This window comes from Azohydromonas lata NBRC 102462, assembly GCF_001571085.1.
GTDB classification, from domain to species: Bacteria; Pseudomonadota; Gammaproteobacteria; order Burkholderiales; family Burkholderiaceae_C; genus Azohydromonas; species Azohydromonas lata.
Genome location: NZ_BCTC01000026.1, coordinates 13,965 through 33,773, shown reverse-complemented (window position 1 = coordinate 33,773; position 19,809 = coordinate 13,965). Strand labels below are relative to the sequence as shown.

Sequence of the window (19,809 nt, the reverse complement as noted above, 5' to 3'; positions counted from 1 at the left end):
CTCCGCGCACCTACGCTGTAAGCACGAGGTAACCCACATGTACAAGCACCTTTTCGTTCCCGTTGACGGTTCCGAGCTTTCCCACCGCGCCATGCAAGGCAGCATCGCCCTGGCCCAGCAATTGGGCGCGCGCATCACGGGCTTCGTGGTCGAGCCGGAAATCAGCCTGTCGCTGGTGAGCCCCGATGCGGCGGCCTACGCCGAGCGCGTGCGCCACCACGAGGATGAGAACCAGAAGCACGCCAAGGCGCTGCTGCGCCAGTTCGAGGAGCGCGCGGTGGCGGCCGGCGTGGAGTTCAGCGGCCACTCCGTCGAGTCCGGCGCCGTGGACGACGCCATCACCGGCGAGGCCGAGCGCCTGGGCTGCGACATGATCGTCATGGTCACCCACGGCCGCGGCGCGTTGGGCGAGTTCCTCTTCGGCTCGCACACCAAGCACGTCATCTCCAACAGCAAGCTGCCGGTGCTGGTGCTGCACTGAGCAGCCCTGGGCGCCCGCCCTGCGCGGGCGCCGCCGCCGCGCTTACTTCAGCGAGCGCTGCGCCACCGCCACCGCGGCCACCAGCAGGCAGCCCAGGGCCAGCGCGCCCAACAGATCGCCCGCCGCGGCGCGCAGCGCCAGGGCGTGCGCATCGGCTGACGCCAGCGCGGGCGCGGCCGCCTGCAGCGCCGCCTCGCTGCCGTGCTGCAGTTGCAGCACCGTCAGCCCCGCGCCCAACGCGTTGACGATCTCGCGCACGATGCTCTTGAACGCGTAGGCGTGCGCGAAGTCCTCGGTGGGCATTTCCACGAAGGTCATCATGGCCACCTGCAGCAGCGCCAGCACCGGCATGGCGCCCTGCAGCAGCAGCCCCGCCAGTGCCCAGGCGGGCGCTGCCCCGTCGGCATGCGCTGCTTGCGCCATCAGCGCGAAAGCGGCGGCCAGCCCAACGTAGCCCAGCGCGATGTAGCGGCGCTTGCGCATCACCCGCGGCAGCGACAGGTGGAACACCACCACCGCCACCACCGACACCGCCCCGCCCAGCGACAGCAGCGCCCCGGCCTGCGGCAGCGGCATGTGCAGCCCCTGCACCAGCAGCGCCGGCACGGCGTAGTTCCAGGCGCCGTTCACCAGGTAGAAGAGGCCGTAGAAGGCCAGGCCCACCAGGTAGCGGCGGCTGGCCAGCCGCCGCGGGTCCAGCCAGGGGTCGGGGTGGCGGTGAAAGCGCCGCAGCGCCGCCACGAGCAGCGCCAGCCCGGCCAGCGCCCAACCGGCCAGCAGCGGGGCTTGGGCCGGCGCGAAGTGGCGCAACTGCTCCAGCGCGTGCACCAGCAGCAGCGCGCCCAGGGAAAAGGCGGCCACGCCCGGCCAGTCCAGCGAGCCCATCGGCGTGCCCATGGGCGCGGTTGCCGGCGCGGCCCCGTGTGCGTCCACCGGCACACCCGTGCGCACCTGCGATGGCGCGCCCGCGCCGCGCCGCGGAAACAGCAGCCACACCAGCGGCAGCAGCAGCACGGCCAGCCCTGCCTGCAGCAGGAACAGCAGCGGCCAGCCGTGGCGCGCCATCAGCGTCGCCGTGGCCCAGGGCGCCAGCGCCACCAGCGTGAAGTTGGCCAGTCCGAAACCCCAGAACAGCGACAACCGCTCGCGCGGCTGCGCGCTGTACTGCGCCAGGATGCGCGCCGCGGCGAACAGCCCGCCGCCGCCCAAACCCTGCAGCGCGCGCGCCGCCACCAGCAGCCCAAGCGAGGGCGACGCCGCGCAGGCCAGCGAGCCGGCCGCGAACACCGCCAGGCTGGCCAGCGTGAAGCCGCGCCAGCTCACGTGCGCGGCCGCGCGCACCAGCACCAGGTTGGCCACGACCGCCGCGCCCGCGTAGGCGGTGAACGCCCACAGGAAGTCGCGCGCCGCGGCGTGCAGGCCCAGCTGCACCTGCGTGCCGGCCATGGCGATGAGGATGGCGCCCACGATGTCCAGTGAGGCCACCAGCCCAAGCACCGCGCCGAAGGCGTACACGCGCCAGGCGGCCCAGTGCGGATGCGCCGACAGCAGCGGCGGCCGCACCAGCGCGGCGGACGGGGACGAGGGCAGGACGGACGGCGTGAACTTCATGCCGGGATGTTGCATTGTTCGGCCGGCGGCATAAAGAGGTGTTGGTGAACGCAGTGTTCAATTGATTGGACAATTTGGACAATAGGCCGCATGAACTGGAACGACTGGTATGCCTTTGCCGTGGTGGCACGCTGCGGCAGCTTCACGCGCGCCGCCGAGCAGCTGGACTGGCCCAAGTCCTCGGTGAGCCACGCGGTGGCGCGGCTGGAGCAGGCGCTGGGGGCGCGGCTGATGGAGCGCAGCACGCGGCGGCTGCTGCTCACCGAGCAGGGCCAGCGGCTGCTGGCGCAGTTGGGCCCGCTGTTCGAGCGGCTGGACGCGGTGGCCGCCGAGGCGGGCGACGCGCGCGACGAGCCGCGCGGCATGCTGCGCATCGCCACGCCTTACGAGTTCGGCGCGCTGCAGTTGGGCGAGGTGGTCAACGACGTGCTGGCGCGCCACCCCGGGCTGCAGATCGAGCTGGACGTGCGCGCCTCGGACGTGGAGGAGGCCACGGCCCAGTACGACGTGGTGTTCTTCAGCAGCAGCGAGCCGCTGCCGGACTCGCAGCGCGTGGTGCGCCGCGTCTACAGCGTGGCGCGCGGCGTCTATGCCGCGCCGGCGCTGCTGCGCCGCCACGGCCAGCCCGCCGACCCGCAGGCCCTGGCCGGCTGGCCCTGCCTGACCACGCCGGGCGAGGCGTGGTGGCGCTTCCAGCATGCGGACGGGCGCACGCACGAGCTGCAGCCGCGCGGCCCGCTGCGTACCAGCAACGCCGCGCTGCGGCTGCAGGCCGCCCTGGCCGGGCATGGGGCGGCGATGCTGGCCACCTCCTACTGCCGGCGCGAGGTGGAGTCCGGCGCCCTCGTCCCGCTGCTGCCGGGCTTCACGGCGCATGCGCTGCGCGTGTACGCGCAGTTGCCCGGGCGCGGGCTGGTGCCGGCGCGCACGCGCGTGTTCATGGAGGCGGTGGAGCGTTTTCTCCTGACCTGAGGGGGCGGCGACAGCGGGGGTGGGGCCACGGGGCGCTTGCGGTCCGGCCGCGGCCGGGCTGCGGTGGGGCGGTGGTGAGCGGGTGGTGAAGCTGCGGTGAAGCGTCGATTCGTCACACTTTCGCGCCGTGGCGTGGCGCCAGGGCGGCGCGCAGGCTCTCCAATCCTCGGCTTTCGGTTTTTCGGGGGGCCGCGGGCCCGCCCTTCCTCCTCTTGGCTGCAAGCGATCCCTCACTGGCGAGCTCCTGCGCTTCCCCCTGCGCCACGCGGGCCGCGCAGGCCCTGGCGCTGGGCGTGCTGGCGTTGGGCGGCCTGGTGCTGCTGGACGGCTGGCTGCACCTGCCGGCCGTGCGGGCGCTGCAGTCGGCCGGGCCGGGGCTGATGAAGCTCGCGGCCGCGGGCTGCTTCGCGGGGGCGGGATTGGCGCTGCTGTTGTCGGCCTGCGCGTTGGCCGCGGCGCGCCGGCTGGCGCAGGTGCTGGGCCTGCTGGTGGCCGGCGCGGGTGCCGCGACGCTGGCGGGCTGCGTGGGCGACGCGCTGCAGGGCCGCGCCGCCGAGGCGGCCGGCCTGCTGGCCGACACCACAGGGCCCGGCGGGCGCATGCTGCCCGCCACCGCGCTGGGCTTCGTGCTGTGCGGCCTGGCATTGGCGGCGGGGTCCGGCCGTCTCACCGGGCGCCGCGGCGCCTGGGCCGTGGCGGCAGCCGTCGCCGCCGCGCTGCTGGCGCTGCTGGCCGTCTTCGGCTGCCTGGTGGACGTGCAGGCCTTCTACCGGCTGTGGCCCTACGCCGGCATGGCGCTGCACACGGCGCTTGGGCTGCTGGCGCTGTGCGCGGGCTGGCTGCTGCTGCACTTGGGCGCGGGCTGGCTCACGCGGCTGAGCCTGGTGGCCGCCACGGTGGCCGTGGTGGCGCTGCTGGCCATGGGCTGGTCGGCCGTGGTGCGCCTGGGCGTGCTGGAGCTGCCGCAGGGGGCCGGCCTGCGCGCCCTGCACACCGGTGCCGGGCTGCTGGTGCAAGAGACCCCACGGCAGGCCGCGCGCACCCTGGCCGTGGGCGGGGCGCTGGCGGTGTGCACGCTGCTGGCCGTGGTGCTGCTGCTTGGGCGGGAGGTGGCGCGCCGCCGCGCCTCCGAAGCCGCGCTGGCCGCGCACCGCGACGAGCTGGAGAGCACCGTGGCGCAGCGCACGGCCGAGCTCGCGCGCAGCGAGGCGCACGCGCGCCAGGCCGCAGCCGTGCTGGAGGAGGTGATGGAGAACATTCCCGACCCGGTGTGGACCAAGGACGCGTTGGGCCGCTGGACGCTGCTCAACAGCGCGGCGGCGGCCGTCATCGGCCTGCCGCGCGAGGCGCTGCAGGGCTTGGGCAATGCCCAGGTGCTGCCCGCGGGCCACGCCGCGGCGGCGGACGCCGAGGACGAGCGCATCCTGCGCGGCGGCGAGCGCATCGAGGTGGAGGAGCGCTTTTTCGACGCCGGCCGCGGCGAGCAGCGCCACTTCCTGAGCGTCAAGCTGCCGCTGCGCGCGGCCGACGGGCGCATCACCGGGCTGTTGGGCGTGGCGCGCGACGTCACGCAGCGCAAGCGCGCCGAAAGCGCGCTGCTGCAGTCGCAACTGGACCTGAGCCGCCTCACCCGGCGCCTGATGGAGCAGGAGCAGGAAGGCACGCGGCGCCTGGCGCAACTGCTGCACGACGGCCTGGGGCAGACGCTGAGCGCGCTGCGCCTGCAGCTCTCGGCGCTGGAGGCGCCGGACCCGCTGCCGCTGCTGTCGCCCGCCCAGCGCCGCGCCGCGCTTGCCGTGCGCGCCCTGGTGGAGCAGGCCTCGGCCGAGGTGCGCGGCGCGCTGGTGGAGCTCCGCCCGGCGCTGCTGGAGGAGCAGGGCCTGGTGGCGGCGCTGGAGCACGACCTGCGCTGCCGCCGCGCCGAGGCTGCGGGGCCGGCGCTGTCGCTGCGCGTCACGCCGGGGCTGCCGTCGCTGCGCTGGCCGCCGCAGGTGGAGTACGCCTTTTTCATGGTCGCGCGCGAGGCGCTGCACAACGCCGTGCTGCATGCCGGGGCCACGCACATCCACTGCGCGCTGGAGGGCGAGCGCGGCTGGCTGCGGCTGCAGGTGCGCGACGACGGCTGCGGCGTGCCGGACGATCCGCAGCGCCCGGGCCACTTGGGCGTGGTGGGCATGCGCGAGCGCGCCTTCGCCATCGGCGCGCGCTACCGGCTCAAGGGCCGCCCGGGGCAGGGCAGCCGCATGGAGATCGAATGGGAGGACGACCGCGATGACGCGCATCTATCTGGTGGATGACCACCCCATCGTCCGCGACGGCCTGCGCACCGTGCTGCAGGGCGCGGGCCACGAGGTGGTGGGCGAAGGCGAGGACGCCGAGCGCGCCCTGGCCGACATCGCCGCGCTGCAGCCGCAACTGCTGCTGCTGGACCTGAACCTGGGGGCGCGCTCGGGGCTGGAGCTGCTGGGCGCGCTCAAGGCGAGGGCTGTTGGCGTGCGCACGCTGGTGCTGACCATGTCGGCGCTGCCGCGCAACGTGGGCGAAGCCTTGCGGCTGGGGGCCTTGGGCTATGTGCTCAAGGACTCGCCCACGCGCGAGCTGCTGGCCGCGGTGGAGGCCGTGGCCCAAGGGCGCCGCCACCTGGGCCCGGGTGTGGCCGACCTGCTGGTGCAGGAGCTGACCGCGCCGGCGCAGGACGACCCCATCGCGCTGCTGTCGCCGCGCGAGCGCCAGATCGCCCGCCTGGTGGTGCAGGGCCGCACCAGCGCCGCCATAGGCGCGCAGTTGAAGCTCAGCCCAAGCACCGTGGACACCTACCGCAGCCGCCTCATGGCCAAGCTGGGCGTGGGCGACGTGCCCGCCCTGGTACGCCTGGCGCTGCGCACGGGGCTGGTGGAGGACGACGAGGAATAAGCCGCCGCTTGCGGCCGCGGGAGCGGTTCCGCTGCGGGGGTGCTGGGGGTGCGGCGAGGGCGATTGTTCCTCTGGCAACAACAATCTGTAGGAGGCCCGCTGGCGGGCCGAATGGCAGCCGGGCGGCGGTGGGGTTGTCGGCACGGTGCGGGCCGTGCGTTGGCGGGCACGTCATGGCCTCCTGAACACGGTGTTAGACGGTCTAACACCTGTCGCCGGACGCATGGCCGGCCGGATTACGCCGGGGCGGATTCCCCGTCCCGCAGCCAAGGCGCCCCGCGCTCCACCCCGCCATGCCCGCGAAAGCGGGCATCCACGCGCGCCGAGGTGCGGCCTTCGAACGGCATTGCCCAGGTCCCGCGTTGGCGCGCCGGCGCCCTGGCCGGGGTGGATGCCCGCTTTCGCGGGCATGACGGACGAGGGTGCGAAGCGCCTGGGCTCCCGGGATGTCGACGGGGGCCGGTTTCCACGGCCAGCCGTGCGCTTTCGCGGGCATGACGGATGCGGTTGCGACGCGCCCTTGCCACGGGACTGGCCGGAAAAAGTCCGGCTTTCGGCGGCATCCGGAGCGCCAACGCGCTTCGCACGCCCATTCGCTGCTCCTGCGAAAGCGCACTGCTGTTTTGGGAAAGTTGGAAAGAACCAGGCAGCCCGTCAGCACAGGTGCGTCACACCCCATTTCGTCATTCCCGCGAAGGCGGGAACCTAGGCAGTTCCCAGGCCGGAGTGAAGGGACACCGCAGGAAAGCCGCGGTTTGGCCCTTGTGACGCCGGCCCATGAGCTGGCGGCCGGCTTGGGGGCCGCCTGGGTCCCCGCCTGCGCGGGGATGACGACTCGGGGGAGCGGGGCGCGTCTGTCTCCGGCTGGCGCTTGCCCACTTTCCCCGGACAGCACTGCGCGAAGGCGGGAATGACGAGAGGGGGTGCCAAGCGCCTTGGCTCACGGGTTGCCGGCGACAGCCCTCTTTCCCCGGACAACAGTGCGCGCAGGCGGGTACCCAGGCGGCCCCACGCTGCGCGCGAGCTGCCCAGCCGGCACAAAAACGATCAACGACGGGTGTTCCGCCATGGCCGCCGACGGCCGGATCGGGGGCCGCCTGGGTTCCCGCCGTCGCGCGCCGCTGCCCGGAGAAAGTGGTCGTGCCCCGTCAACCCCGTGGCAAGGGCGCTTCGCACCCTCATCCGTCATGCCCGCGAAAGCGGGCATCCACCCCGGCCGGGGCGCTGGCGCACCGGCGTTGGCCCCGGGCGATGCCGTTCGAAGGCCACACCTCGGCGTTCGTGGATGCCGCTTTCGCGGGCATGACGCCGCAGGGGGCCAGCGCCTTGGCTGGCGGGATGCCCAGTCGCCCTTCCCAGCTTGCTTCGGACAAGCCGTGCGCCTTCCCAGGCCTGGCGATCACGCCACCCAGCGCCTTCGCCGCAAGGCCGGCGGCGCGGCGTCAGCCGCCTTCCTAGGTCCCGCATCAAGAATCCGCTACAGCGCCCGTCCAGCTTTCGCGGCAGACGCCAGCGTCCGCCGCCGGGACACTTCGTGTCCTCGGGCCCGGCCATCCGTCTCGCACGGCCCGCAGCAGCATCAGGTCCGCAGTCCATGTCCCACTCCTCTTCCGGCGCCATCCTGGTCACCACCGTGGACCGGGGCGCCACGCTGCTGCCCGCGCTGGCGCGCTTGCAGCCGCGGCTGCAGTGGCAGCTCTACACCAGCGTGGCGCCGGCGGTGTTCAAGGCCTGCGGCGGCGGGTTCGACACGGTGGTGGTCGATGGCGACCACGCGGGCGACGGCTTCGAGCAGTGGCTGCTCCAGATCGCCCGCTGCGTGCCCTCGACACGGCTGCTGGTGCTGGCGCGCGACCCGCGCGACGCCCGCCACGCCGCCGTGGCCGCCTGCGGCTGGCTGCGCCTGGTGGGCTCCGGCACGCTGCAGGACGCGCTGGGAGCGCCGGCATGAATGCGCCGCTGCCCTTGGGCGCCCTGCTGCAGGCGCAGGAACAGGCGCTGCCGGACGGACAGGCGCCGCAGTGGCTGGCCGAAGAGGCCGAGGGCGAGGGCATGGTGGTCACGGACGCGGGCGGGCGCATCCAGGGCGTCAACGACGCCTTCGTCGCCGCCAGCGGCTACGCCCGCGAGGAGCTTTTGGGCGCCACCCCGGCGCGTTGGGCCAGCGGCCGCCACGGGCGCGAGTTCTACCGCGCGCTGTGGGCCAGCCTGCACTCGCTTGGGCACTGGAGCGGCGAGGTGTGGAACCGCCGCGCCGACGGCACGCTGGTGGCCGAGCGGGTGCGCATCGCCGCCGTCCAGGGCGAGGGCGGCGCGCCGGCCCATTACGTGGCCTGGTACGGCCGCCCGGCCGGCCACGTGGCGGGTTCCCCGGCGGCGGGCGGCGGCGAACCGCTGCACGACCCGGTGACGGAACTGCCCGCGCGGGCGCTGGCGCTGCAGCGGCTCGACGAGCTGCTGGAGCAGGCGCGGCGCCAGGGCCACCAGGTGGCGGTGTGCCACCTGAGCCTGGACGGCTGGCACGACTTCGTCGGCTGGTACGGCAACGCCCAGGGCGATGCGCTGCTCCTGGCGGCTGCGGCGCGGCTGCGCGGTTGCCTGCGCCCGGGCGACACGGTGGCGCGGCTGTGCGGCGGGGAGTTCGCGCTGCTCCTGGGCGGGCTGCAGGGCATGGCCGCCGTGCAGGCAACGCTGCAGCGGGTGCACCAGGCGCTGCAGCAGCCCTACGCGCTGAGCACGCAGGTGCCGCGCGCCAGCGCCAGCGCGGGCGTGGCGATGTGGCCGGCGCATGGCGACTCGGCCCAGGCGCTGCTGCGCGCGGCCGACGCGGCCATGTACCGCGCGCAGCGCCTGGGCCAGGGCGTGTGCCTGGCCGGCGAGGCGCTGGAGCGGCCGCTGGAGCAGGAGGCGCTGCTGGAGGAGTTGCGCATGGCGCTGTTCAGCGACCAGTTGCGCCTGCACTGGCAGCCCCGCGTGTGCGCGCGCACCCGGCGCTTGTTGGGCGCCGAGGCGCTGCTGCGCTGGCAGCACCCCCGGCGCGGGCTGCTGTCGCCACAGGATTTTCTGAAGGCCGCCGCCGGTACGCCGCTGGAGGTGGAGCTGGACTTGTGGGCCCTGCGTGCCGCGGCGGTGCAGCGCGCGCGCTGGCGCGAGGCTGGCCGCGAGCCGGCAATCAGCCTCAACGTCTCGCCGGCGACGCTGGCGCTGCCTGACCTGGCCGACACGGTGGCGTGCCTGCTGCTGGAGGGCGGCGGTGGCGGCCATGGGGGCGCGGGCGTGGAGCTGGAGGTGGCGGAAACGGCCGTCCAGGACGATCTGATTGCCGCCGCGCGCGCCGTGAAAGCTTGCGCGAAGCACGGCATAGGCGTGGCGCTGGACGGGTTCGGCACGGGCTACGCGTCGCTGGCGACGCTGCGGCGGCTGCCGGTGTCCGCGCTCAAGATCGACCGCGGGTTCATAGGGCGCATGCAGCACGACCAGGGCGATTTACAGATGGTCCGCGCCGCACTGGGCATGGCCCAGGCGTTCAACATCCGCAGCGTGGCCGTGGGCGTGGAGTCTGAAACCCAGGCGCATGGGCTCGCGGCATGGGGGTGTGCGGAGCTGCAGGGGTTTTACGTGGCGCCGCCCATGGGAGACCGGGAATTCGAGGCCTGGCTCGCGGCCTGACCAGGTTGCAGCGCCTGCCCCGCACTTACCCCCCGCCGCTGTGGACAAGTCTGTGGGGCGGCTGCGCGCGGCACGCCTAAGTGCTTGATGGGCCAGGGGTGTGCCGCCTCTGCCCAAAAAAGAGGCAGGCGTGGACAGCGCCGCGCGTGCCCCGTGTGCTCGCATGCAGGCGCCGTTTAAAGCTCAATCCCGCGCGGGCGCCCTGGGCGGGCGCGTGTCCACCGGCAGGCTGCACAGCGCCGTGAGCAGCGCCAGCGCCACGTAGCCGCCGTAGAGCAGGCTGAAATCCGCGCGCTGCACGCCGGCCGCGCCCACCAGCAGTACCGTCAGCGCCACGCCCAACACCGAGCCGACCTGGCGCGTGGCCTGGTTCACCGCGCTGCCCACGGCGTAGTGCGCGGGCGGCAGCCGGCTCACCGCCGCGGCTGAAAGCGACGGCAGCACCAGCCCAACGCCCAAGCCGCTGAGCACCAGCCCGGGCAGCCATTGCGTGAGGTAGGCCGGCTCCATGCCCGGGACGATCCAGAACCACAGCCCGCTGGCCGCGAACAGCCCTGCGCCGGCCAGCAGCAGCGGCCTGTGGCCCAGGCGCGCGGCCAGCCGCCCGCCCACCAGCGCCGTGGGCATCACCAGCAGCGGCCCCGGCGTGATGGCCAGCCCGGCCCGCGGCAGCGGGTAGTGCCACAGCGCCGTGAGATAGAAGAAGACGCCGAAAAACATCATCGCGAAGGCCGTGCCGAAGGCCAGCGTCGCCAGGTTCACCCAGCGGTAGCTGCGGTGCTGGAACAGCTTCAGGTCCACCAGCGGCGCCGGCGTGTGCCGTGCCCAAGCGATGAAGCTCGCCAGCGCCACCGCGCCGGTGAGCAGGCAAGCCGCCACGTCGGCCCGGCTCCAGTGCGGTGCGTCGGCTTGCACGATGCCCAGCGCCACCGCGCCCACGGCCAGCATCAGCAGCGCCATGCCCACGCCGTCCACGCGCTGGCGCTTTTCACCGCGTGCCGAGGCCGGGAGGCGCGAGGCGGCGAACCACAGCGCCAGGCCGCCCACGGGCAGGTTCAGGTAGAAGGCCCAGGGCCAGCCCGCGCCGTCCACCACGAAAGCGCCCAAGCTGGGCCCGACCGCCGCGGCCAGCCCGCCCACGGCACCCCACAGGCTCACCACCACGGCGCGCTTTTCCACGGGAAAGGCGGCCAGGACGATGGACAGCGAGGCCGGCGTGAGCAGCGCCGCGCCCACGGCCTGCAGCACGCGCGCGGCAATCAGCCACTGCACGTCGCCGGCCAGCCCGCAGGCGGCCGAGGCGGCCAGGAACAGCGCCACGCCCACCATGAAGACGCGCTTGCGCCCGTGCGTGTCGGCCAGCCCGCCCGCCGGGATGAGCATGGCCGCGAACACCACCGTGTACGCGTTGAGCACCCAGGACAGCTCGGCCGCCGACACGCCGGGGAACGCCTGGCGCAGCGCGGCGAAGGCGGCGAACAGCATGGTGCTGTCCAGCGACACCAGGAACACGGCCACGCTGGCAATCCAGAACACGGGCCAGGGCAGCGCGGTGCGCGCGGCGGCGGGCGATGCGGCAAGGGGCACGGCGGCGGCTTGCGCGCCGGGGGCATGGGGCGTCATGGCGGGCTCCAGGAGCAGCGGTGGGGCGTGGCCAGCGCCGGCGAAAGCGCCGGGCGCACAAAGGCACGGACAAGGGCACGGACCGGCGTGGCGACGCCGGCCCGCGCGCCTCACAGCGGCTGCAGGTAGATGCCGCGCTCGGCCGACAGGCCCTGCTTGACCTGGCGGGTGAACTCGTCGGCCAGCACCTCTTCGGCGCCGGATTCCAGCGCGTCCAGAGCGCGGGCGACGATGTCCTCGGGGCGGGACTTGGGGGCCTGCACGGCGTGGACGAGGTCCGTGTCCACGAAGCCCATGTGCAGCGCCAGCACCTGCGTGCCCTGGGCGCGCAGCTCGTGGCGCAGGCCGTTGGTCAGGGCCCAGGCCGCAGCCTTGGTGGCGCCGTAGACGGCCAGGTCCATGCCGTGCACCCAGCTCGCCACCGACAGCACGTTCAGCAGGCCGCCGCCGCCGTTGGCGGCCAGCATGGGGGCGAAGGCGCGGGCCAGGCGCAGCGGGCCGTAGTAGTTGACCTCCATCTGCCGACGCGCCGAGGCCTCGCCGTCCTCGGCCAGGAAAGGGCCCAGCTCGGCCACGCCGGCGTTGTTGATGAGCAGCGTGACGTCGCCCAAGCGGCGCGCGGCGGCGGCCACGTCCTCGGGGCTGGTGACGTCCAGCCGCACGGGCTCCACGCCGGCCAGGGTGACGCTGGCCGGGTCGCGGGCACCGGCATAGACGCGGCGCGCGCCGCGCTGGAGCGCCTCGCGGGCGAAGGCCAGGCCTATGCCGCGGTTGGCGCCGGTGATCAGGACGGTGGCGTTGTCGAGCTTCATGTCGGGTCCTCGTCGGGTGGAATCAGAGATCAGGGAAAACGCCTTGAATATGATGATCATCATATTTTGGGGCGAGCCAACAGGGCGGCCGCAGCCTGCGGCGCGCGGGAAAGGGTCAGTCCACGGCGGCCTGGGCCGGCGGCTGTTCGGACGGCTGTTCGTACTGGGCGAGCAGGGCTGCGCGGGTGTGCGCGAGCAGGGCGCGGCCCTCGTCGTTGTCGCCCAGGGCGCGGGCCAGTTGCAGCGCGCCCACGAGCTGGCTGGCGACGGCTTCCGCGCTGCCCGCGGGCGCGCCCTGTGGCAAGGCACGCTGTGCGGCGGCCAGCAGGCCGCGCACGCGTTGGGCGGCGGCTTCGCGCACGGCGGGCGCCTGGCGCGGCATCTCGCCCGCCAGCGCGGCCACGGGGCAGCCGCGCTCGGTGCCGGCCAGGTGGGCATCGGACAGGTAGCTCTCCACCAGCGCGCGCAAGGGGTTGGCCGCCTGCGCCGGGTGGGCTTCGGTGGAGCGGGCCAGGCGGGCGGCGCTTTCGCTGCCGGCGCGCTCCAGCGCCTCGGCCAGCAGGGCGTCGCGCGAGGCGAAATGGGCGTAGAAGCCGCCGTGGGTCAGGCCGGCCTCTTTCATGATGTCCGCCACCCCGACCCCATGGAAACCGGCACGGCGTATGGCGCGTGCGGCGGTCTCGACGATGCGCTCGTGAGTCAGTTGCTTGCGGGTCGGTTGGCGTTCCATGGGCTCCAATGTAGCCAAAAATATGATGATCGTCATATTTACCCCGCGGGCGGATGGGGCAAGCGGCTCGCTACGCTGTCCGCTCGCCAGGGCTGGCGCATGAAGGGCGGCATGAAGCAGGCAGGACGGAAGCGGGATCGCCACGGCGTGGCGGCTGGGCGGTTTGAGCGTGCAGGCCGCGCGCTGGCGTGGCGGGCGGCGGGCCGCCGACGTCCGGGAGGCGACGCATGACGGCCATCACCGTGCCGCCGGCCGCGCTGGAGCGCGCGCGGACGCTGGCGCAGTCCGGGGGACGCCGGCTGCTGGGCATCGCCGCGCCGCCGGGGGGTGGCAAGTCCACGCTGGCGCAGGCCCTGGCCGAGGCCTTGCCGGGGCGGGCGGTGGTGGTGCCCATGGACGGGTTTCACTTGGCGCAAGCCGAGTTGGAGCGCTTGGGCCGCGCTCACAGGAAGGGGGCGCCGGACACCTTCGACAGCGCCGGCTACGTGGCGTTGCTGCGCCGCCTGCGCCAGCCGGTGGCGGATGAGACGGTGTATGCGCCGGCCTTCCGGCGCGAGATCGAGGAGCCCGTGGCAGGGTCTATTGCCGTGCCGCCGTCGCTGCCGCTGGTCATCACGGAGGGCAACTACCTGCTGCTGGAGGCGCCGCACTGGCGGGAGGTGGTGCCGTTGCTGGACGAGGCCTGGTATCTGGACGGCGACGACGCGCAGCGCGTGGAGCGCCTGTGCCGCCGGCATGAGGCCTTCGGACGCAGCCCGGCGGCGGCGCGGCAGTGGGTGCTGTCCACGGACGCGCCCAACGCGCGGCTGGTGGCGCAGAGCCGCGCGCGGGCGCACTGGCTTCTGTGCTGGCCTTGAGGGCAACGCGGCGAGCTGGGGCTGTGGGCGTTGATGCTGCCGGGTGCTGGCTTTTGATGGAGCCCCTATGCCTACCTAAGTAACAACATACACGTGTAATGCAACACCAACAGCATTGACCCAACCCCGGTTTTGACAAGCCGGCTGCTTCTGATTTCCTTTTTCTCCCTTGTCCCCACTCCAACAGCGCGGCTCAGGACGGCAGGGGGACGGCGTCAAACGTCAGCGACCTTGGTGCGTTCAGTATCACGTGTATGTTGTAAAGAGCCTGTTTGGCGCGCCAACGCCATGGGTTGAGCGGTGTTCAGCCCACCGCACCGGGCGTGTGCAGCGCCGTCAACGCATCCAGCGCGACGCGCACGCGCGCCGGCAGCAGCCGTCCTCCGGCGTGGACGACGCTGATGGGCATGGGCGCGGGGCGCCGGTCGGCCAGCACCTCCACCAACTCGCCGCGGGCCAGGGCCGCGGCGGCCATGTAATCCGGCACCTGGCACAGGCCCAAACCCAGGCGGGCTGCTTCGACCATGCCTTCGCCGTCGTTGACGCGCGCCACCACGTTGGGCGGCGCCATCTCCACAGCCACGCTGCCTTCCAGGAACTGCCACGGCCTGTGCCGGCCGCTGGTGGGCATGCGAAAGGCAATGGCGCGGTGCGAGGCGAGGGCCGCCACGTCCGTCGGCGTGCCATGCGCGGCCAGATAGGGCGGGCTGGCGCACAGGACGAGCTGCTGCTCGTCCATGGGGCGGGCCACGAGCGAGGAGTCGTCCAGGTGGCCCACGCGCACGGCGAGGTCTATGCCTTCCTGCACCAGGTCCACGTAGCCGTCCTGCAGCCGCACGTCCAGCCGCAGGTCGGGGCAGCGCTGCACCAGCCGCGCCAGCACCGGCATGACCACGTGCTTGCCGTAGAAGATGGGCAGGTCCACGCGCAGCGTGCCCGCAGGCTCCAGGCGCGTGCCGGACGCCTGTGCCTTGAGCGCCTCCACCTCGGCCAGCAGCCGCAGGCACTGCGCGTACAGCCGCTCGCCATCGGCCGTGAGCGTGACCTGGCGCGTGGTGCGGTGGAACAGCCGCACGCCCAACTCCACCTCCAGCCGCGCCACGGCCTTGGCCAGCGCGGAGGGCACCGTGCCCAGCGTGCGCGCCGCCGCGGCAAAGCTGCCGTGGCGCGCGGTCTCCGCGAAAGCGACGTACTGCTGCAGGCCGTGCATGGACATGGCTGTCCTCACCATTGACGACAAAACGTCCTCAGTGTTGTGCCGGGGCCTGCACTTCCGCAACGCCTGGCGGCTGCGCAGACTTCACACCGTCCAAGGCGCCACGGACCGTTCGAAACCCTGCCACTGACCCTGGAGACACCGCCATGACCGTCCTCGCTCAAACCCCGCCTCAAGCCTGCGGCCTGCCCGGCATCGCCCACGCCACTTGGGCGGGCCATCGGGACGGGCTGCAGCAGCTCTCCGTCTGGCGCCAGTCCCTGTCGCCGGGGGCGGCCACACCGGCGCACCAGCACGAGTGCGACGAGATCGTCTTCTGCTTGGCCGGCCACGGCGAGTTGGTCACCGAGGGGCAGGTGATTCCCTTCGGCCCAAACAGCACGGTGCTGCTGCCCAGGCAGCGCGTGCATCAACTGCTCAACAGCGGGCAGGCGCCGCTGGAGCTGCTAGCCGTGTTCGCCGCAACGCCCGTGGACACGCGGCTGGCCGACGGGCAGCCCATCGCGCTGCCCTGGCGCAGTTGAAGAAAAGCCGCCGCGCCTGTTGCACACTTGCGCCCCGCCGGGCGGGCGCACGCGCCGGCCCGCTTCAGAGAAGGAAACATTGCATGCTCAAGATCCGTTGGGCCCCGGCGCTGTGCCTTGCGGCTGCCGCCACGGCGCTGCCGGCGCAGGCGCAGCAAAGCGCCAGCGCCGAGCGCCTGCATGAGGTGGCGCGCCGCGGCACCCAGGTGATGCCGTTCGACCTGCAGGCCACGGTGCATGTGTTCACCAAGCTGGAAGACGGCGGCGTGCAGCGCGTGGTGGCGCGCGACGAGGCCAACGCCACGCAGGTGCGGCTGGTGCGCGAGCACCTGCGCGAGTTGCACGAGCGCTTCCGGCAGGGCGATTTCTCGGGGCCGGCGCACATCCACGGCGAGGCCATGCCGGGCCTGGCCGCGCTGCGGCAGGCGCCCGCCGGGCGGCTGTCCGTGGAGTACCGCGACGTCCCGGGCGGCGCCGAGCTGCGCTACCGCGCGGCCGACGCCACGCTGGCGTCCGCGGTGCATGCCTGGTTCGACGCGCAGCTCAGCGACCACGGTCCGCATGCGATGGCCGGCCACGATCACCAATCCGGCCCTCACGACCACCCACAGGGCCACGGCGCTCAGCCGCCCGCAGCGCCATGACGCACGCACCGCAGCGGGACATCGCCATGCGCAAAAAGCTCGCCCTGGTGCTGCTGGAGCCGGCGTGTTCGTCCTGGCGGCCGGATTTCGAACACAGCGACGCGCCGCCGTGGGCAGTGGCGCCGTGGGCGCATCCGTGGTCCGCCGTATGGACCTTCACGCAGGCATGGATGCGCCTGTTCTGGAGCTTCGCGCCGGGGTTCAATGGGCCCTTGAACAGGGACGAGTAGCGGCGCGGCAACGGTTTTTCAAAGTTCCTGGGGAAATCCCTGTGTGCTTGGGCACCGACCTTGCGTTCGTTGCGTTTTGTTCAACCAACGCACCGCGACGATGCACGCCCTCTCCACCCCAGCCCTGGACCGCGCCGTTTCTCCAGCCTGCCTGGAGCTGTGGCGCCGCCTGGAAGGCCTTGAGCTGCGCCGCCCGCCCGCCGACCCCGAGGCGCGCGCCATACGCATAGGCATAGAAGACGAGCGCGGCCTGCTCATGCGCGTGGTGGAAACCACGCGGCTGGTCGAGGCCATACGGGTGTTCGAGCTATTGGGCGAGCTGGGCTGGACGCCGCGCGAGGGCCGCAGCCGCGGCCTGGACGGCCGGCCCCTCACGCGCAGCTACCGGCTGCGGCGCTGAACCCCGCGGCGCCGGCGGCCGGACCTCAGGCCGACGCCTGGTCCAGCAGCGGGATCAGCTCCCAACTGCGCAGGCCTTGGGCCGCGGGCTGGAAGGTCAGCTCGATGCGCACCTCGCCCACCTTGGCCAGCAGCCGCTCCTCGCCCACGCCATGGCCCAGGGCCAGCATGGCGACCACCGAGCCCGGGTTGCCGCGGTCGTCCGGTGTGGCGGCCTGCCACGGGGCCCAGCACAGGATGTCGAAGCGGCCGGGGTGCTGCGCGCTGGGCGTGGCGCTGTAGCGCATGTCGGCCAGCTTCACCTTCTTGCCGGCGACCTCCACCTCGGACGCTTCGATCACTTCCGGCGGCATGGGCGGACGGAAGGCGCGCACGTTCAGCCCGGCGGGCAGGGCCGGCGCCAGCGCCACGAGCTCCTGCACCGCTTCCATGCCCGCGCCGTTGCCGTCGCAAGTGACGAGGATCTCCAGCCGGCTGCCCGGCGGCGGCGAGATGGGATTGAACTCCACGCTGAGCTCGCGGTGGAACTGCCGTGCGGCTTTGCCCAGCGCGGGTGCGAGCTCATACAGCCGCTGCGTCGCGGCTTCGTGCGTGGCCGGGTCGCCCAGGCGCTGCGCCGTCGTCAGTAAATCCTTCACCTGGCCCTGGACCACGGTCCAGAACCTGGCCGCCTTGGTCCTGGCCAACGTTCCATGCTTGCTCATTCAACTTCTCCTGCTTGGCCGGGATTTTCAGGGAGCGCGGCTCGGCGGCCCGCTCGCCCGGCCTGCGGCCGTGCGCTATTCACGCCGGCCACGGTGCTTCAGTCCGCGGCTGGGGCGGGCAGCAGCGGCACATCCTTGGCCGGCGCGGGCTTGATCACCTCCACCGGACAGCCCGGGTGCAGGCAAAAGGTACCTGCCTCCTTGGACGGCTTGCCGTCCACGACCAGGTGGCCGCTGACGCCCAACACCACCTCCGTCTTGCCGCGCACATGCTCGACCGTGAAGCCTTCGACCTTGAGCGTGACGTCCTTGAGCTTGCGCGGCAGCCGTTCCTCGTCGAACACCGCGGCGCGTCGCAGCCCGTAAACCGGATAGGTGAGGGTGACAACGGCGCCCTCGGCCAGGCCAGCCTTGGCGAAATGCGCACGCGCCAGCGCTTGGGCGTTTTCTCCGCGCGCGTTCACCAGGGTTTTCAAGTGGGCAATGGCCCCGTCCAGGTGTTCGGAGATAGGCAGTAACTCTTTCTTGGCTGCTCCATCGCAGGCCATGACCCTATCGCGTGCGTGGGCAAGTTGCTCCTCCAAGGTACACAAGGCGGTACGCAATCGGGAAAGCTCGTACACGCAGGTTTTCAGGCGGGAGGGAAGTTTTCTCAGTGTGGACATGCTTGGATTCGGCAAACCAGCCGCCGGCAAACGTGAAATCTTCTGCATTCAACTGTCGTCAAGTCAGGGTAAAACCGCCAAGACGCCAATTGCCGCGACCTCTACGATGTGAACCAGCTGCTTGGAACGTCAATTGCTTCGAGTCGGCACCGTGGCACCGTCCAAGTGGTTTTTGTCGGTGCCGTTTGTCAGTGCATGGCCCAGGCCATTCCGTAACCCTGCTGTTGACGCAATGGATACCACCTCGATCTCCTCCGGCTGCCATGGCGGCCACCATCCGGAATACGAATTGGCGCTGGCCGACCTCGAACGGCGGGCTGCGCGCGGCGAGGTGACCCTAGCGCAGGCGCGGCACGAGATCTTTGCCTTGCGCGAGCGCTACACGGCCGGCGTGCCCAGGCCGCTGTACCGCTGCAGCGACACGCACTGAACAGCTTGGGCCCGCACCGGGCCTGCAAGCCGTACCACGGCGCCTTCGGCGCCCGCCCAGGCAGCATCCAAGCCGCGCCGGCTTCAAGTTGAGCCGGCAACGGCGCTTACTTGTCCGAGCGGCAGCCCTGGGCGCATACCTTCTCGTTGCGGCCCAGGATGCGCTTGGTTGCCAGCGCGGACATGGGCTTGTGACGGCCGCACTTGAAGCACGACATCATCGTCAGCCGCCCACCCAGCGCCACCGGACCGAACAGCGAACCCGGCACCCTGGCCGTGTACCGCAAGCCGTCATGGGAGATCGTCGTCTTGGTGTCGGTTTCTCGAACGGGCATGTGCTGAAGGATGCAGGGGTAAACCTCCTACCTTGTGCCACGCAGCAGCCTTTTCAAGGCCGGTCAAAACGTAAAGATCTCATCGCTTGGAGCGCACGCCGCCAAGCATGCACAGCCCACGTGAATTGACATAACGAGCATTGTTAAGTCAATCAACAAACAAACGGTTGTGAACGTGGTGTTGAACGTTGCGTGGGCAAGTGAGCGTTGCGGACGCGGCCCCGGCACGGGCGGCCATCACCCATCACGGGCGGCGGCAGCGGGCGAACGCCCGCCGCATGCCGCGCACACGTCTCAATGGACCTTGTGCTCGTCCATGACCTGGTTGAGCTCCCAGGAGGTCATGGCGCCTTGCGGCGGCTCGTCGGTGAGCACCACGCCGATCTGGCCGATGCGCGTCATCAGCTTGAGCTCGCCTATGCCCATGCCCAGCACCATCTGCACGGCCATGGAACCCGGCACGCCTTCGTCGAAAGGCGTTTCCACCCGGCTGGGAGCGAAGCACACGATGTCGTAGCGGCCGTTGCCGGACTCGGCCGGGCGGGCGATGAAGCGCACCGCGTCGAACGCAACCTCCTGGCCCGCGAACTCCATGTTGCCGAAGCCGGAGATCACTTCCGCGGGCACGGGCTGCTTGAAGGCCACGGCGCTCAGGCCCGGGGGCAGCGCCGGCGCGGCAGCGACCAGCGCCAGCACCTCGTCCATCGCCTCCACGTTGCAGCCGCAGGTGATGGCCAGTTGCACGTTGCCGGCGTCCTGCGCCTGCGTCGCTTCCACGCCCAAGCGCTCGTCCACCTCGCGCACGGCCGCTTCCAGCACCTCCATGGCCGCGCCGACCTGCGCGACCACGTCGTCCCAGCCCGCCTCGTCCGGCGAGGTCGACAGCGGTGCCCGCAGCGCATCGGCCTGCTCGCGCACCGTTTGCCAGAAGCCGGCTGCTGCTTGGTCGTCCATGAATTGCTTCCTTCTCGCGCCCGGGGCGGCGCCTTCGCATG

General features: G+C 72.3%; 21 protein-coding genes. 12 read left to right on the top strand and 9 right to left on the bottom strand.

What is annotated here, in order from left to right:
- Positions 1-37 precede the first annotated feature (37 nt).
- The gene (locus ALA01S_RS11715; RefSeq protein ID WP_066336358.1) at positions 38-481 is read left to right on the top strand and encodes a universal stress protein; all 444 of its coding nucleotides are present in this window, start codon (positions 38-40) and stop codon (positions 479-481) included.
- A gap of 42 nt (positions 482-523) precedes the next feature.
- Here ALA01S_RS11715 and ALA01S_RS11710 read toward each other — a convergent pair whose 3' ends face one another.
- Positions 524-2,092, bottom strand: coding sequence for an MFS transporter (locus ALA01S_RS11710; RefSeq protein ID WP_066336356.1), 1,569 nt, complete (start codon positions 2,090-2,092; stop codon positions 524-526).
- Positions 2,093-2,182: 90 nt separating this feature from the next.
- On the opposite strand from ALA01S_RS11710, the gene ALA01S_RS11705 reads away from it, so the two are divergent.
- The 5 genes from ALA01S_RS11705 to ALA01S_RS11685 all read left to right on the top strand — a co-directional run bounded on the left by ALA01S_RS11705 (position 2,183) and on the right by ALA01S_RS11685 (position 9,646).
- Complete coding sequence (locus ALA01S_RS11705; protein WP_066336347.1) at positions 2,183-3,064, top strand: LysR family transcriptional regulator; 882 nt, start codon at positions 2,183-2,185, stop codon at positions 3,062-3,064.
- A gap of 212 nt (positions 3,065-3,276) precedes the next feature.
- Positions 3,277-5,361: a PAS domain-containing sensor histidine kinase gene (locus ALA01S_RS11700; protein WP_157118938.1), complete on the top strand. Its 2,085-nt coding sequence runs from the start codon at positions 3,277-3,279 to the stop codon at positions 5,359-5,361.
- Positions 5,336-5,977 carry a response regulator gene (locus ALA01S_RS11695; RefSeq protein WP_066336343.1) on the top strand — a complete coding sequence of 214 codons (642 nt, stop codon included), beginning with the start codon at positions 5,336-5,338 and terminating at the stop codon, positions 5,975-5,977. Before ALA01S_RS11700 ends, ALA01S_RS11695 begins: the two co-directional genes overlap by 26 nt.
- 1,594 nt (positions 5,978-7,571) lie before the next feature.
- On the top strand, positions 7,572-7,928 hold the full coding sequence (locus ALA01S_RS11690) for a TenA family protein (protein WP_066336341.1): 357 nt from the start codon (positions 7,572-7,574) through the stop codon (positions 7,926-7,928).
- On the top strand, positions 7,925-9,646 hold the full coding sequence (locus tag ALA01S_RS11685; RefSeq protein WP_066336337.1) for a putative bifunctional diguanylate cyclase/phosphodiesterase: 1,722 nt from the start codon (positions 7,925-7,927) through the stop codon (positions 9,644-9,646). The genes ALA01S_RS11690 and ALA01S_RS11685 overlap by 4 nt, the downstream gene beginning before the upstream one ends.
- A 183-nt stretch (positions 9,647-9,829) precedes the next feature.
- Here ALA01S_RS11685 and ALA01S_RS11680 read toward each other — a convergent pair whose 3' ends face one another.
- The 3 genes from ALA01S_RS11680 to ALA01S_RS11670 all read right to left on the bottom strand — a co-directional run bounded on the left by ALA01S_RS11680 (position 9,830) and on the right by ALA01S_RS11670 (position 12,811).
- Positions 9,830-11,269, bottom strand: coding sequence for an MFS transporter (locus tag ALA01S_RS11680; protein ID WP_066336335.1), 1,440 nt, complete (start codon positions 11,267-11,269; stop codon positions 9,830-9,832).
- 110 nt (positions 11,270-11,379) lie between these two features.
- A complete protein-coding gene (locus ALA01S_RS11675) occupies positions 11,380-12,081 on the bottom strand; it encodes an SDR family oxidoreductase (RefSeq protein ID WP_066336332.1) in 702 nt (233 codons plus the stop codon).
- A gap of 115 nt (positions 12,082-12,196) precedes the next feature.
- On the bottom strand, positions 12,197-12,811 hold the full coding sequence (locus ALA01S_RS11670) for a TetR/AcrR family transcriptional regulator (protein ID WP_084267458.1): 615 nt from the start codon (positions 12,809-12,811) through the stop codon (positions 12,197-12,199).
- A 227-nt stretch (positions 12,812-13,038) separates the two neighbouring features.
- On the opposite strand from ALA01S_RS11670, the gene ALA01S_RS11665 reads away from it, so the two are divergent.
- Positions 13,039-13,668 (top strand): nucleoside/nucleotide kinase family protein, encoded by a 630-nt coding sequence (locus ALA01S_RS11665; RefSeq protein ID WP_066336326.1) that lies wholly within the window; start codon positions 13,039-13,041, stop codon positions 13,666-13,668.
- 304 nt (positions 13,669-13,972) lie between these two features.
- Here the strand turns inward: ALA01S_RS11665 and ALA01S_RS11660 are convergent, their stop codons facing one another.
- On the bottom strand, positions 13,973-14,884 hold the full coding sequence (locus ALA01S_RS11660) for a LysR family transcriptional regulator (RefSeq protein WP_238455773.1): 912 nt from the start codon (positions 14,882-14,884) through the stop codon (positions 13,973-13,975).
- A 146-nt stretch (positions 14,885-15,030) separates the two neighbouring features.
- On the opposite strand from ALA01S_RS11660, the gene ALA01S_RS11655 reads away from it, so the two are divergent.
- The 4 genes from ALA01S_RS11655 (at position 15,031) to ALA01S_RS11640 (ending at position 16,682) form a co-directional block, all read left to right on the top strand.
- Complete coding sequence (locus tag ALA01S_RS11655) at positions 15,031-15,408, top strand: cupin domain-containing protein (RefSeq protein WP_066336319.1); 378 nt, start codon at positions 15,031-15,033, stop codon at positions 15,406-15,408.
- An 83-nt stretch (positions 15,409-15,491) separates the two neighbouring features.
- Positions 15,492-16,052, top strand: coding sequence for a hypothetical protein (locus tag ALA01S_RS11650; protein ID WP_066336315.1), 561 nt, complete (start codon positions 15,492-15,494; stop codon positions 16,050-16,052).
- The gene (locus tag ALA01S_RS11645; RefSeq protein WP_066336313.1) at positions 16,049-16,282 is read left to right on the top strand and encodes a hypothetical protein; all 234 of its coding nucleotides are present in this window, start codon (positions 16,049-16,051) and stop codon (positions 16,280-16,282) included. Before ALA01S_RS11650 ends, ALA01S_RS11645 begins: the two co-directional genes overlap by 4 nt.
- A 100-nt stretch (positions 16,283-16,382) precedes the next feature.
- Complete coding sequence (locus tag ALA01S_RS11640; protein ID WP_066336311.1) at positions 16,383-16,682, top strand: hypothetical protein; 300 nt, start codon at positions 16,383-16,385, stop codon at positions 16,680-16,682.
- Between the two features lie 25 nt (positions 16,683-16,707).
- Here ALA01S_RS11640 and ALA01S_RS11635 read toward each other — a convergent pair whose 3' ends face one another.
- Positions 16,708-17,385: a hypothetical protein gene (locus ALA01S_RS11635; RefSeq protein ID WP_066336309.1), complete on the bottom strand. Its 678-nt coding sequence runs from the start codon at positions 17,383-17,385 to the stop codon at positions 16,708-16,710.
- Positions 17,386-17,483: 98 nt separating this feature from the next.
- On the bottom strand, positions 17,484-18,098 hold the full coding sequence (locus tag ALA01S_RS32885; protein WP_157118937.1) for a hypothetical protein: 615 nt from the start codon (positions 18,096-18,098) through the stop codon (positions 17,484-17,486).
- 184 nt (positions 18,099-18,282) lie between these two features.
- Here ALA01S_RS32885 and ALA01S_RS11625 point away from each other — a divergent pair, with 184 nt between their 5' ends.
- Positions 18,283-18,480 (top strand): hypothetical protein, encoded by a 198-nt coding sequence (locus tag ALA01S_RS11625; protein ID WP_066336305.1) that lies wholly within the window; start codon positions 18,283-18,285, stop codon positions 18,478-18,480.
- A gap of 106 nt (positions 18,481-18,586) precedes the next feature.
- Here the strand turns inward: ALA01S_RS11625 and ALA01S_RS11620 are convergent, their stop codons facing one another.
- Positions 18,587-18,814, bottom strand: a complete 228-nt coding sequence (locus ALA01S_RS11620; RefSeq protein ID WP_066336303.1) for a hypothetical protein — start codon at positions 18,812-18,814, stop codon at positions 18,587-18,589.
- 294 nt (positions 18,815-19,108) lie between these two features.
- Positions 19,109-19,768: a hypothetical protein gene (locus ALA01S_RS11615; RefSeq protein WP_066336300.1), complete on the bottom strand. Its 660-nt coding sequence runs from the start codon at positions 19,766-19,768 to the stop codon at positions 19,109-19,111.
- Positions 19,769-19,809 lie beyond the last annotated feature (41 nt).